Source organism: Bacillus cereus group sp. MYBK30-2, assembly GCF_051915945.1.
GTDB lineage: Bacteria > Bacillota > Bacilli > Bacillales > Bacillaceae_G > Bacillus_A > Bacillus_A paramycoides.
Window position 1 is genome coordinate 1,716,049 of record NZ_JBQAFR010000001.1, and the last position, 13,959, is coordinate 1,730,007.

A 13,959-nucleotide genomic window follows, 5' to 3' on the forward strand; every position below is an offset into this window, starting at 1 on the left:
TAGCGTGTAATCTTGGCATTATGGACTTCAATTTTGCCTCCTACCAGTATCAAGAATCAATAAGCGTTATCCGCACATGCTCTCTAACAAATCTCAACACAATAACAAAAATCCCCACCATTATACCTTTAAATACCAAATATTAAATAACAAAGACAGAGAGCTTATAAGTTGCCCCTGTCTTTATTTATAAACTCATTATTTAGTTATAATTATCTACAAACATGGTAAATATCATTAGCACCTTCGATATAATACAACTATTTGTACCCTAACATGTTTTGAATTTCCTTATTCTCATCTAATAACTCTTCCAAAATCCCATTAATTTGCTTAGCACTAAAATCGGTTATTAATTTTACTTTCAAACAATTTTCGTATTGTTTAAGTTGCTCTTTAAAACTTCTTAAAATTTGTATTTCTTCTTTTTCATCTAGAATATCATCCTCAATAAAAATAAGTATACTTAGCGTTACATGATTAGTATCTATTGAATGTTGTTCCAGGATTTTATCGACATCCCTTAAGGAATTTTTTAACATCAATCGAGCAGTTTTCTTATTTCTTGCCAATTTAATTTCAAATAAATATGTACTTTCACTACTGCTTGCAATAATATCCGAATTATTAACTGAAGTATAAGCTGAATTCTTTTTAAAATAATGGTTACCAAAATTAACTTTGAATTCATTCGAAAAAGATTTTCCAACTAAATAAAATACATACTCTTCTAATAAAGTAGATTTATATTGATTCAATCGTCCTAAATTATTTTTTAGTCCTTGATTAATATCAGATTCAAGTTTTCCATCTATTAAACTTAACATATCTTGGATTAGACTATCATTTCCCAAAATATTCACATCATAATTTTGATTTAATAATACATCTTCATTATTTAGATAAATTATTCTAATTAACTTATATTCAATACTAATATTCTCATCTACAGAACTAATATTTCCATCTAAATAACTTCCCTCAAATAAGTTAGTATATATCTTGTTTATCATCTCTATAAATGAATAAACTTTATTTAGATAATTAATATTATGCTCGTTTTCAAGAGAAGTAGATTTCCCTTTCATTCCTTTTAATAATTCTCTATTATATTTAATTTGATACTTTATTTCTTCTTCACTTGATTCAACTTTTATGATTTTATTTGATTCTAGCATTTTATTAAGTAAACTATCTAGATAGTCTTCCAGTGCTTTAAATTCCTTCAATGGATGACTATCTTCAACACTATTCATCAATATTGTTTCTTTAGTAAATCCTGTACCAGAAGATATAATCTTTTTCACCCAATTATAGAGTTGATTAAGTAGAAAATCTACTATTCCTTGTGAATACTCATACTCATCTTTTAGTTCATCTTCTATATTAGTGATAATATCAAAAACTTCAGAGTTCCACTTAAGATAGTATGACTGCTCTGGATTTATATTTATATACGCCTTATTATTATCCCATTCTATATCTTGTTGAATTAAACTAAAAAACCTTCTCGGAATTCTATTCGCCTCAAAAATCTTATTTTTAAGATAATATTTAGTTAAATCTCGATTTTTCTTTTCTACATTTTCGAAAATTCCATCAATCATTTTTTCAAATATATTTATATCGAGAATAGGTACATGAACAACCTTCGAAAATAAACTTGATATTACAGCATTATCTTTACTATTAGCTAAATGATACTGATAAAATAAATTTTGTCCCGTTACCAATACAGTGTAAACATACTCTGATAACATTAATGGCTTAAGTTCATTAACTAAAGTACTAACCTCGTCATCTTTTTCAATTTTATCTATTTCATCAAGTACTAACACTACACTTATGTCATTACTGATTTCCTTTAATACTTCAATTAATTCGACTTCTGCAATTTCATTATCATATAACCTTTTAATAACATCTTCTTTTTCTTTTTGCCTACTATTAGAATACTTATAACTAGTTTTAGCTTCCAACACTAACCAAATTGCCGAAATTACTGAAGAAACCATCCCAAAATTCATAGAAATATTAAGACTAGACAAAGAAACTAGAAATACTACAACTGGAGGAATAATAGAATTTAAAAATTTTTTCAAATTCAATTCACTTGAAAGAGTAACTTGATTTTCTAATTTATTAATTATTTTATATGAATCTGTTATTTCATAAAATGTTTTCATATATAACATTTCTACTTTTGATTTAATCTTTTCATCGAATTGAAAATTGGTATGTTTCTCTTCATATTCTAAAATTGCTTTATACAAAGCTCTGCTTATTTTCCGAAGAATAAGAGTAATATCTTGATATTTCGGAATGCTAACATATACAAAAATTCTAGTTTTATTTTCATTCACAGATAGGTTCTTTAATTCTTTTTCAACTTTTTTTATTAAAGTTGTTTTCCCTACTCCCCTATATCCAGATAATAAGTAAGGGGCTGGATTACTGTTATGTATATCTTGAGATAATTGAGAAACAATTGAACCAGAATAATCTGTATTAGTGTTATTTTGATTAGAGAAAACTTTCAACCTTTTAAACTCCTCAAAATTAACACTCACTTTTATACATCGCTCTTTATTATTATCACTCATATTAACCAACTCCTGTTTTATATGAAACGGTTTATGCTCAGTTTTCTTTTTCAACTAATTATAACAAAAATTATTCTTTTTCTTTATAAAATCAACATTTTATTACGATTGTATATAAAAAAGGATAGCATTGTAATAGCTATCCCTTTCAACTGAATATCAATTTTAATTACTCCCTCATCCTGTTTTTCTTAATCCTGCTACAGTTTGGACACCACTTGCCTTGTTGAACATTATTAGGCTTTGCCCACCATTGATGTTTTTCTTTACACTCCCACAAAAGTTTTTCATGAGCATTAATGTAAACATCAGATAAACACTTTCCATTATGCTTACTAGCCAATACAAGCATATCTTCTATAGATTTACGTTGTCGATTAGCATTTAATTCCCTCTGACATTTTGGACACCATGAACCGTTTTGGATGTTATTCTGTGCAGCTTCCCATTCATGTCCCTCTCGACATCTCCATAATAACTTCGTGTGATTATTAATGTACTCCTTCGATAAACACTCTCCTCCTCTTTTTACAGCCAACTCTTTCACATCTTTTATAGTAAGCCTTTTGGATTTGCCGATTCTTTCCTTTGAACACTTCGGACACCATGACCCATTTTGGATACCATAAGGGACCGCTTCCCACTCATGTCCATATTTACATCTCCAAGTTAGTTTAGCATCTGAATGAATATACTCATGGGATAAACATTCCCCCCCATTCCTAGCTGCAATCAAATGCAAATTCTTCAAAATCTTACCCCTCCGATTCTGCTCTGGGCAACTTAAGCACCAACGTCCTCTTCTAATATCACTTGATGTAGCTTTCCATCGATGCCCTTTTTCACATTCCCACTCTAATTTCTCTGATGAGGATATGTATTCATGGGACATGCACTTCCCATTCCTCAATTCTGCTAGATTCTGCATATCTTCGATAGATTTAACTCTCCCAGAACAGATTGGACACCATGTTCCATTTTGTATACTCCTTGGGACTGTCTCCCATTCATGCCCTCGCTCACATTGCCATTTCAGTTTGGTATCAATATTAATGTATTCTTCCGATAAACACCTTCCTCTTCTCTTTATCGCTAAGTCCTGCATATCCTCAATTGTTTTTTCTAATCTTCCAGAACATCTTGGACACCAGCTTCCTCTAATGATAACTTGAGGTGCAGCAATCCAGATGTGACCGCATTTACATTTCCAATTCAATTTCCCCCTATTATTAATGTATTCGCTTGATAGACATTCTCCTCCTCGCTGTTTTGCAAACAGATTCATATCCTCAATAGTCTTATTTCTACCTAGACATTTTGGACACCATGCACCTTTCTTAATGGAATATGCACTTGCCTCCCACTCATGTCCATATTCGCATACCCATTTCAACTTAGAATCAACATTAATGTATTCCTCTGATAGACATTTTCCTCCATGCTCCTTAGCAATACTCTTTAATTCATCTAAACGATTAAAACCCTTATAAAACTTATTCCATTTAACTCCTTTTCTTTTTAATGGAACATTAAGTTTTTCTAGTTCTTCCTTTATGAAATGTACCTTCTCATCATCAGATGTGATGTAGTACGGTATGACTACTAGTCTAATATCCTTATCCTTACATTGATTTCCCTTTGCAATGTCCCTTTGTTTTTGTGCTTCAAAGTTTGCCAAGTCTTCATGAAAGAATGAATTAAAGCGATAATGCTGAGTACCGTTATATTCAAAGGCTAAGCTTAAATCTTCATTGTATCCATCTAATTCTAGACCATTATCCAAAGCATTTCTTGTCTTGACGAAATCTTTGCCTAGCAAAGACTCCATAATAAAGCGACATTTCTCTTCATTGATGTAGAAATTAGAGTTGTTACAGATTGGACACCAACTACCTTTAGAAACTGAATATGGACTAGATTCCCACTCATGTCCTTCTGAACATTCCCAAACTAAATTAGTATCAATGTTTACATATACTTTGGATAAACAGCTTCCATTCCTAAGTTGAGCCATCCTTTTCATTTCAAGGATATCTTTCTTAACATTTCCTATACACATAGGACACCATGAGTTGCTATTAAAAATATGATTGGGAGCAGCTTCCCACTCATGTCCATTTGCACACTCCCAGAGAAGTTTTGACTTCATGTCTACATATATATTTGATAAACACTTCCCACCTTTGCTAGCTGCCAATTGTTTCATGTCCCTTAAAGTCTTTCGCTTCTTATCAGCATTTTTAATTGCTGCACATTTTGGACACCATTTTCCTGCCTTGATGTTGCTAGGAGTAGCTTCCCACTCATGTCCACTCTTACATCTCCACTTCAGTTTTACGTTGTTATTTATATATGTATCAGACAAACAAATTCCCCCTCGATTTAGGGCAATCTGTTTCATATCATCTATTGAACCTCTTCTTTTTTCGACTCTAGCCTTAATTCCACATGTGGGACACCATTTCCCACTCTTAATATTATTGGGTCTTGCTTCCCATGTATGTCCTAAATTACACTTCCATTTAAGACTTGTTTGACCGTTCTTATATTCACTAGATAGACATTCTCCTCCCCTGCTCCTTGCTAACTCTTTCATATCATCTATCGTTATCTTAGCCACTCCATCACCCTCTTAATTATTCCCTAGCTGTTCCCAAACTCCATCCTAAGACTTTTGTCGCTCTAAACTTTAATTTTTCCTGCCTGCTCATTTTTCCTGCGAATAAGTGTCCTTTTTGTAATACCCGTCATGGCTTCAACTTCCCTGTATGTGTGATTCTCCAGTAACTTCAAGGCATGTTCCACCTGTTGCTTAGAATGCTTTCTTGGTCTTCCCTCTCTGAAATCCCTACGCTGCTTTGCAAGTGCCTTACCTTCCTGCGTACGCTCTACAATTAGGTTTCTTTCCATTTCAGCAACTGCCAGTAAAGTTTGCAGGAAGAACCTTCCCATTGTAGTGTCTTCTAACAAACCTACATTCAGCACATGAACCTTTACACCCTTCTGAAAAAGGCTTTCTATGATTTCAATACCTTCTTTCGTATTACGAGCGAGTCGGTCTAGTTTTGTCACCACCAAACTATCACCCTCTTGCAACTCCTTGAGCAGTTGCTTAAATTGTGGTCTATCTGTTTTCGTACCAGTGAACTTCTCCTCGAAGATGATTTCGCACCCTTCTCTTTTCAGTTCTTCATTTTGTACAGTGAGGTCTTGAGCAATTGTTGAGACCCTCGCATAGCCATATTTCACTATTTTTCCTCCCCTTTTATGTCACTAAGTTACGTCACCTACTAATACCTTGATTTTACTGGATTAACAAACGAGTGACAATACTATTAAGTTTTGTCACTCTTATAATATAGACTTTATATAATAGATGCACTTTCTCTATCGAAAAAGTACGACTATAAAAAGAAAATATTATAAAATAGAATCATGATAATCATAACAGGAGTGAAAAAGTGGAGATGCAAGAAGAGTGCAGAGGAATAAAAGAATATGAGGACTTATATGGAATTACAAATACAGGTAAAATTATTACTCTAAGACAGCAAAGACCATTGACTAGATGTGGTGACGAATATGGATTCCATATCGTTAAATTAAACAAAAATGGTATGTCTACAAACCATAATGTTTTTGATTTATGGAAACAAGCATTTCCAGAGTTGAAACACAGTGAATTTAAAGGAGCATTAAAAATTAAGTATGGTACTGGCTGCAAACTGATTAAAGGAAGCGGTATTCATTTTTAATTATAAGGAGGGATTAATTTGGCAAAGCAACAATTTGTTAGAGAAGAAGTCTATAAGTCTGATAAAGAGGATTCTAGGACGATATCTTTCGTAGTAAACATCTATCAAGATAAAAATGATAAAGAAAAGATTTGGGTTGTATCAAAAGAAATTTTGAATCCTACAGAAATAAACAACCATGAGAATTCAGTTAATTACCATCCTATGATGTTTAGAAGATTAAAGGAATTATTAATTAAAGAAGGTCGTTGGACTGAATAATGGAAGCTTAAATTCAATAACAATTATACGGTAACAAAATAAACATGTCGAAATCCTTGTCATTGCTGTATTGGTAGAAAAATTGCAAATGTTACCGTATAATTACACTCTATCGATAACTATAAATTAAAAAAGACATGAAGCTTGTTGTTCACTGTCTTTTTTGGTATAAACTAATTATTTTATTTGATGATATATCTAAAATCTCACGAAAATCCTTTCTGAACATCTTCTGCTACTTCTTCAAGTGCTTTTGCAAGCATAATTTCAAACTCCAACTCTTCTTGTTCTAAATATTCTATTTCCTTTTCTACTAACTCTTGCTCTAATTCATTCTGTAATTCTATTTGCCTTTCAAGCTCTTCCTCAAATTCAATCATTTCTTCATTCATTTCTGTTATTGTAACAGCAGTATCAATAACTTCTTCTAATCTTTTATTTATATCAGAAAACTCAGTTAGCTTGTTTTTAATGATGTTTAAGTCCTGCTTAGTGACGAAATAAACTGGACTACTTTTTAAATCTGAACCAACTAAACCCTGAAGTTGTTTTATATTCTCCTCTAAAAGCCAAGCAAAGCGTTGAGCCTCGATAGCCATAGAACTTTCAGCGTTTCCTTGTAGTAAAAACTTTGAAATATTTTGTAATATAATAATAGTCCCTTCCTTTTTATACTGAGGATTATTAATTAAATTACTTTTAACATTCTCATCTAAATTGTTAAATTTTTCATCGACTGTAAAACCTTCACCCTCGTTAATTATTCTGTCCGCCAAATCATTTATATAACTAGCAATCTCTTTTATATCATGATTTTGACTTAAGATAAGGTTATCAATATATTTGCCTTTGAATTTATTTATATCTAGCCTAACACAGACAACATTTTCTTTTTCATAACTTCCTTTTGGATTAATTCTGTCAACAGATAAAGTAAATTCACTGTTCGTCCTATTAGGCTTCATTTCTTTTCCGCTGTATTGACATATCCATTCTTTTTTCTTTACTACTTCACTTATTAAATATTTAGCTAATCCAGGTTCATAACCACAAAACCGTCCATTCTCTATTCTTTTTTTCGCACTTTTCTTCATATTTTGTGTCATCGCAGCTATATGAGCACAGTCCTCACAATACTGCCTATAATTTTTTATATTATGTTCAAATTTATCACTTTTTAAAATTTCTCCAGTTCCATCTAGTTTAAAGTGTATTTGCCCTCTACATTCATATTGATTTCTTCTCTTTGAACCTTCTTTTGTTCCCCTCTTAAGAGCTGGTTGTTTCCAAAATAAAAGCATAAAATATGTTCACTCCTCTTTTTGTATAGAGACATGCACGAATTGCTATTATTAAATTTCTCTCTTTTTTACTGTTTCTAAAAAGCTATTTTACTATTTCGCATTACCAAAAACCACCAAAACACAATGTCTTATATTAAGAAAATACTAAACATACTTTTCCTAATAGAATCAAAATATTATTAATAATTTCTATAACATCATTTTAGCATCAAGTATCCTTCTTAACTTCAATTCCATTTCTTCATCTGTTGTCTCGGGGTCTTCGTAGTTGGCCAGTTTAGCACGTGCCTCATTATGAGCAGTATCATCTAATTTAAAAATTTCAATTGATTTTTTACCTTTCGGTGTTCTATCAGAGATTAATATTTTTTTACCTTCCGGTATCCAGTCAAAATGGTCCTTAGGGTCATCAAAATAAGGATGAACTATAGAAAACTCGCATAATCTATAATTAATATCTAATGTAATAATTGTGTCCTTCTTCCCCTTTTTTACTGGACCATTACAAAGGTGACAGGATAAAGATAGATTATAAGGAGTAAAGGTAAACTGTGGATGTATTGGCTGCTTATCCCCTCCTTTAGGGACTATATGTTCAATCTCACTTCCACTTGTTTCATTTAAGGTTAAACCACAGCTAGCACATTTATTATCTTGAAAATGTGCTAGCTGTGTTCTGATATGCTTTTTTAACATATTTATTTCTTTATTGACTATGCCCCATTTTCCTTTCCAAGGTCTTAATTTCCTTAAATATTTCTTATGTTTTTTAGCAAATCTAATTTTCCCTTCAATTTTCTTTAGCATTTTCCAAGTACCTCTCAGCCTCTTCTATAATTTCAATCATTGGGTCTGATTCATCAAAAAGATATCTTTTCAATTTATTTATTAATCTCTCTAACCTCTCTAAATCTTTCGTTTTTTCTTTAATCATCCCAACTAATTTCCTTAAATCCATTTCAAAGTAATAGTTTCTAGTTGTTCTTACTTGAAAAATATTATATAGAATATTTTCAGCTGACCATGCAAAAGTACTATATTGAACTAATTCCGCTTTTCTAGTTTGTTCATTATCATCATTATTTAATATAACAATTGAAGATGAACCCTCTTCTAAATCTGAAACAATATAATGAGAATGTGTTGCCAAAATAAAATGGCAAGTTGGATAATCATTAAATATTTTTTTTAAATAATTAATATAGAGCATTTGCCAATTTGGGTGGAAACTCAGTTCTGGTTCATCTATTAATACCAACGAGTTCTGTTCTAGTTTTGAAGCAATATTAAGCATGGTAAATAAAAACTGCTTTTCACCCGAACTAGCATTTTCAAATTCAAATTCATCATTTTTGCTTAATAATAAAATAGGTGCCTTTAATAATCTCATGTCAACTAAATATTGTATTATTTTATAATCCTGCAGTAGTTCAAAATTACCTCCTTCCTCCGTAAAATCGATTGTATACTGAATTCCCATTTTATTATTAACGTTAATTTTTTCTCTTTCCATAACGGTTTCATTTATGTATCTCATTAAAACTTGAAATTCCTTATCTCGGAATTTATTAATAGAAAACGCCCTATATTCTTCTGTATTAGTTATATTATCTATTTTAGTTTGTAGTTGTTCATATGATATCCCTTTTTTAAAAAAGTTCTTAGTCACTGGCTCAAATATTAATTTAATTTTAGGTTGATATTTCAAAAAATCCAAAATATCCCTTACTTTATCATAAAATCCTTCCACACTAGCATGCGATATTAAAGCATCACTTATTTTTCTAACAATAGAATTTGTCCATGTTGCATTTGATGTTCTTCTTACCCCTAAATACTTATAATTAGTATCTGGGTTTCTATCATCCGATTGAAAGGTAAACTTATCATTAATCATAAAAGATACCGCTAAAATTCTCCATGGTATATCAACTTCATCAATACTTACTTGAGTATATTCTTTAGATATTCCTTTTTTTGATAATTCTTTTTTTAGTATTTTGAACCTCTTCTTGAATATTTCAACTGAATAAATAGTGTGATTTAAATAATATTTAATAGAATAATATTCATATCGTAACGTAAAATCCCTGTTTAACTTCTTACTTTCTAATGCTCTAAAAACTTCTGTTATTAAAGAGAGTAGGTAACTTTTCCCTGAACCATTTGCTCCAATAATTACAGTTGAAAATAACTTATTATCAATATTCTGCTTATTGTCAATATCTTGCTTTTCATCAAGAAACTTAATGTCAAAAATTGTTTTTTTCTATTTAATATTTCTAGTTCCAATAAATAAAAACCATTCCTCAAATTTCTTCCCCCTTATAAATTAACCGATAATTACTCCAATCAAAATGTTATTAATATTCAACAAAACCTATTTTATTGAACTCTATTTGCTTACTCCTTGAATTAAAAAAGGATTTTTACACCTCATTAATAATTCTTTTTTAATCTCACCGATTATTCCTCTTTGTATTTTTCACAGACATGGGTTTAGTTATTAATATTGTAATTAGTACCTTAGAATGCTATTTACCTTTGACTTCTTTAACAATCAACAAAGCTATCTTTAACTTTACATTTACACCTTAAAATTTTTAAACATAGGCAAATTGTACCATATTAGAAGTTAAATTAGGCATTATCATAGTCTCAAATGTAGAATAATTAGGAAATCCTAAAATTGATTCTAAAATACTCACCATAAACAAATTACTACTCTTTCTAAATAACCTCTATAATTGCTGTAACATCTCATTCTGGACAGTTTGCCTTCGAATTATCAATCCAAGCCTTTTCAAATTTATTTTTGTATTTTATAAAAAGTTCGTCATCTGGGAGTTCAAAAGCATCCTGTTTTATTCCAACCTTTTTGAACACAAAAGCAAAGATATAGAGAAGTCAGTGGTAGAAAAACATCTTTAATACTCCTAGTTAAATACTGTAAATGTAGAAATTTTATATTATCAACTAATAAAAGACGGGTTTTATTAATTGTTATGTAACCAATGTGGTGAACTCCAACACCATGTCCAATCAACTTCTCCAATATATGAAAAAGAAGAGCTTCAATTAAGAGACCCTCATTCTTCTGATACTCCGATTCCTCCTCCTTTAAATTTGTTTCTATCAGTCTTGTAATGAAATTCGGCAAGCGGAACAGCCCATTTAGCAGTGTTCTCTTTATGAATCCATCTTGTACAATAATTCTTTGTGGTTGAATTATTGATTTGAAAGTATATAAAGTATAAAACTCCCTCTTCAAACAACGCTTTAAGATATTCTACAACTGACTTTCTGTTTATCCCAGTATTCTTTACAATTGTATCAATAGCAATGAATGACACTGGAACATTCTTATTATTGCCTGTACTATCGTAAAACATGTTACCAATAACATTAAGATACGTTGCAAATACCTTGGGTTTATAATCACTTTTCATCGCAACTATTTTTTGAATATCTTTGTTAAACACTTTGGCAAATCCCCATTCTTCATCCTTTCCTGTTGGCTTAATAAAGTAATTATTAGCAGGTTTTAAATCGTTCACTACATTGTTCATTCCTATATCTTCATAAATCTCGATATGTCCCATCTCTTGCAATCTGAGTAGGGATTCTTTTGTTCTTGATTTTGTTGAACTTTGTTCCGTACTCATACCAATGAATCTCATCATATGAGTAACTCCAGTATGAGCTGCCCCTTGAAAGTTGTTTGCCAATGATTTAATGATTGCTAAATGATAAACATCTAATTCCCCATTTTTGCCTAGATTCTTGGCTTCCATTAATGATTTAGAAATCTTGATAAATGATTCTAACCTTTCTAATTTTGTTGTCGATATTGTTTCAGTATTCACTTTATATCTTCCTTTCGATTATATTTTATTGTTTCTACTTAAATATATTAATAATTTAAGTAGAGGGGAGAAGGGCGCAATTTGGCGCCCCCTCACCTTTATTTATATCTATTATATTGTCTTCTATCTAGTAATCTTCTATCTATTCCCCTTCCAATGTTGCCTAAATACTCTATAAAACACTAGTGTTTTTAGATGTTGGGGGATACCTATTTTTCAGGTGCATTTTATTATCATCACACCTGGATTTCGAGTGCACTTTACTCATAAACGAATTAACTACACCTATATTTTAGATGCCCTTTTTAAAAAAACAGTAAGCGAGACGTAATATGTAAAGTTAATCGACTTTAATCTCACTTCAGTAAACTGATTAGTGGGGCATTCACTAAAGGTATCACCCCTATATAATTATATTATTTGCTTATGTTAAATTCTTCTTAGGCGTAACTATTTGTTTCCCTCGTTTCTTACTACAATATTTACTAAGGTTTCTCTTTTCATCTCTGAGTGCTTCATCAATTCTTTCATAAGATACTTCTCCACGCCACTTATTAAATAGGTATTCTCGTACTTCCGAAAAAGTTACTTCACGATTCACTTCATGAACATATTCGCCTATCATCTTTTGAATAGGACTTATTTCACAACGTGGATTCTCTCTCACATTGTATTCAGGAATCCACTCTTGAATGAATTTTGTCTCCTCTTCCTTTAAAGAATTCCCATCTATGAGTTTAAACGCTACCTCAACATCATTAGGATTAGATTCAATTAGTTGCATCAGCTTAGAATTACGGTGTTGTGCACTATCTTCTTTAAGATATCCATCCTCAAACCTGTGCCATAGATTATTACTAATCCCCACATATTTCAATTTCTTATTCACATGATAGCAATACAATCCACTCGCTTTTTCTAACACCTGACGATTTTTCTTAATCTCTGTAAATCTAATCATAAAAGCTTTCTTATTTGTTTTTTCTTTCATTGCATATAGGAGTAGCGAATAATCTAATCTCTCTCTCACTCTCTCTATATTATTTATTCCTTACTACCCAACCCTCTCTTTCTGTATTTGATTTGTTATATAAGATAAGTGTAACAAATCAAGAATTTGCACTTTTATGGCTTGATTGGTTAATGAAAAGCTAACGTTTCTTAATGTAAAATCAGAAATATCATGTCAAGTATTTTTTAAAAAAATTATTATCACTCGAATTACAGTCGTACAAACACTATTATTACTAAGCGGAAAGTAGTAAACTGTTTCTTAGATTGTTGAAAGTAAGTAGTGTAGTTGGTCAGTAAATTATTTGTCTAAGAAGCTTTCACTAATAGATGAAAATACGTCTCGTATCGGAAATATTTGAGGAGGTGTATTATGTGGATTAGGGCGCTAACCCTGCACGGTTTTTGTAGTATGGTTAATGTATTTATTATGCATCAATAGATTACTTAATTGAAACGAGGGACTATCTCAGTTAATCAGTAGAGATATTTTCTCAACCCCTCTTAAATGTATACCCTTCTTGTTTGATGTTTCGATATATTTATTTCGAACCTCTTTCTCTTCTTCTACTGGCTTAGCAATCACTTTATCTTGGTGGTCCGCATACAATCCACATGTACTTCCAATTTTTCGTTACACCTTTAATTGGTTGAGTAAGGAATTTAATTTACGAGCTGTCATGTTCAAATCATGAGCAATCTCTGTAATGGTAAATGTATTTGTACTATCAAGTACATTGTCGTGATATTCAGCTTTCGGCTCAAGCACCGCAATCTTTTCGTTTTGCTTACGTACAGTTTCCAATGTCGATTTGAATAATGTCTTTGTCATCTCATCTGCATGAGTAGATATGTATTGACGAACATCTCATCGTTATTTACGTATCCACCAGTTTTGCAAATCGTTGGCAACACTTCTGCTGTAACCCATTTCTTAAATGCTTTCGCTTGTGGTTTTCGGCTTGACATAATTAATGAGTAAAGACCACTTTCGTTAATAACTGCTACATTTTGGTTTCCCCTTTTTCCGTCGATTAAAATAAGCATCCATCAAAATACACCAAGAATATTCTATGCAGTATGAACCAAGACACTTTGCCATATGTTTTTCTTCAAAGCAAAAAAGAGCCACTATACACAGTTGTTGAAAAATTGAATA

12 protein-coding genes are annotated in these 13,959 nt (G+C 31.2%); 2 read left to right on the plus strand and 10 right to left on the minus strand.

Annotated elements, in window-relative coordinates:
- Positions 1–260: 260 nt before the first annotated feature.
- The 3 genes from ACTFQM_RS09070 to ACTFQM_RS09080 form a co-directional block, all read right to left on the minus strand.
- Positions 261–2,603 (minus strand): AAA family ATPase, encoded by a 2,343-nt coding sequence (locus ACTFQM_RS09070; protein ID WP_440034091.1) that lies wholly within the window; start codon positions 2,601–2,603, stop codon positions 261–263.
- A 169-nt stretch (positions 2,604–2,772) separates the two neighbouring features.
- A complete protein-coding gene (locus tag ACTFQM_RS09075; protein ID WP_440034092.1) occupies positions 2,773–5,223 on the minus strand; it encodes a zinc-ribbon domain-containing protein in 2,451 nt (816 codons plus the stop codon).
- Positions 5,224–5,285: 62 nt separating this feature from the next.
- A complete protein-coding gene (locus ACTFQM_RS09080) occupies positions 5,286–5,852 on the minus strand; it encodes a recombinase family protein (RefSeq protein ID WP_440034093.1) in 567 nt (188 codons plus the stop codon).
- A gap of 218 nt (positions 5,853–6,070) precedes the next feature.
- Between ACTFQM_RS09080 and ACTFQM_RS09085 the strand changes: the two genes are divergently transcribed.
- Both ACTFQM_RS09085 and ACTFQM_RS09090 read left to right on the plus strand, forming a co-directional pair.
- Positions 6,071–6,358 carry a hypothetical protein gene (locus ACTFQM_RS09085; RefSeq protein WP_033719315.1) on the plus strand — a complete coding sequence of 96 codons (288 nt, stop codon included), beginning with the start codon at positions 6,071–6,073 and terminating at the stop codon, positions 6,356–6,358.
- Positions 6,359–6,376: 18 nt separating this feature from the next.
- Complete coding sequence (locus ACTFQM_RS09090; protein ID WP_440034094.1) at positions 6,377–6,619, plus strand: hypothetical protein; 243 nt, start codon at positions 6,377–6,379, stop codon at positions 6,617–6,619.
- A 206-nt stretch (positions 6,620–6,825) separates the two neighbouring features.
- On the opposite strand, the gene ACTFQM_RS09095 is transcribed toward ACTFQM_RS09090, so the two are convergent.
- The 7 genes from ACTFQM_RS09095 to ACTFQM_RS09125 all read right to left on the minus strand — a co-directional run bounded on the left by ACTFQM_RS09095 (position 6,826) and on the right by ACTFQM_RS09125 (position 13,847).
- Entirely contained in the window at positions 6,826–7,920 is a 1,095-nt protein-coding gene (locus tag ACTFQM_RS09095; RefSeq protein WP_002170918.1) for a hypothetical protein, read from the minus strand.
- A gap of 192 nt (positions 7,921–8,112) precedes the next feature.
- Positions 8,113–8,730 carry a hypothetical protein gene (locus tag ACTFQM_RS09100; RefSeq protein ID WP_440034095.1) on the minus strand — a complete coding sequence of 206 codons (618 nt, stop codon included), beginning with the start codon at positions 8,728–8,730 and terminating at the stop codon, positions 8,113–8,115.
- Positions 8,714–10,183 carry an AAA family ATPase gene (locus ACTFQM_RS09105; RefSeq protein ID WP_440034406.1) on the minus strand — a complete coding sequence of 490 codons (1,470 nt, stop codon included), beginning with the start codon at positions 10,181–10,183 and terminating at the stop codon, positions 8,714–8,716. The genes ACTFQM_RS09100 and ACTFQM_RS09105 overlap by 17 nt, the downstream gene beginning before the upstream one ends.
- Positions 10,184–11,012: 829 nt before the next feature.
- Positions 11,013–11,789 carry a hypothetical protein gene (locus ACTFQM_RS09110; RefSeq protein WP_098130649.1) on the minus strand — a complete coding sequence of 259 codons (777 nt, stop codon included), beginning with the start codon at positions 11,787–11,789 and terminating at the stop codon, positions 11,013–11,015.
- 424 nt (positions 11,790–12,213) lie between these two features.
- Positions 12,214–12,750 (minus strand): hypothetical protein, encoded by a 537-nt coding sequence (locus ACTFQM_RS09115; RefSeq protein ID WP_440034096.1) that lies wholly within the window; start codon positions 12,748–12,750, stop codon positions 12,214–12,216.
- A 684-nt stretch (positions 12,751–13,434) separates the two neighbouring features.
- Positions 13,435–13,632 (minus strand): phage antirepressor KilAC domain-containing protein, encoded by a 198-nt coding sequence (locus ACTFQM_RS09120; RefSeq protein WP_071739792.1) that lies wholly within the window; start codon positions 13,630–13,632, stop codon positions 13,435–13,437.
- On the minus strand, positions 13,629–13,847 hold the full coding sequence (locus ACTFQM_RS09125; RefSeq protein WP_440034097.1) for a BRO-N domain-containing protein: 219 nt from the start codon (positions 13,845–13,847) through the stop codon (positions 13,629–13,631). Before ACTFQM_RS09125 ends, ACTFQM_RS09120 begins: the two co-directional genes overlap by 4 nt.
- Between the last annotated feature and the right edge of the window lie 112 nt (positions 13,848–13,959).

What these genes read in the sequence shown, in the direction of transcription:
- ACTFQM_RS09125 (WP_440034097.1), bottom strand. Translation starts at nt 13,847, where the DNA reads ATGCTTATTTTAATCGACGGAAAAAGGGGAAACCAAAATGTAGCAGTT.
- ACTFQM_RS09095 (WP_002170918.1), bottom strand. Translation starts at nt 7,920, where the DNA reads ATGCTTTTATTTTGGAAACAACCAGCTCTTAAGAGGGGAACAAAAGAA.
- ACTFQM_RS09120 (WP_071739792.1), bottom strand. Translation starts at nt 13,632, where the DNA reads ATGACAAAGACATTATTCAAATCGACATTGGAAACTGTACGTAAGCAA.
- ACTFQM_RS09100 (WP_440034095.1), bottom strand. Translation starts at nt 8,730, where the DNA reads ATGCTAAAGAAAATTGAAGGGAAAATTAGATTTGCTAAAAAACATAAG.
- ACTFQM_RS09085 (WP_033719315.1), top strand. Translation starts at nt 6,071, where the DNA reads ATGCAAGAAGAGTGCAGAGGAATAAAAGAATATGAGGACTTATATGGA.
- ACTFQM_RS09115 (WP_440034096.1), bottom strand. Translation starts at nt 12,750, where the DNA reads ATGATTAGATTTACAGAGATTAAGAAAAATCGTCAGGTGTTAGAAAAA.
- ACTFQM_RS09070 (WP_440034091.1), bottom strand. Translation starts at nt 2,603, where the DNA reads ATGAGTGATAATAATAAAGAGCGATGTATAAAAGTGAGTGTTAATTTT.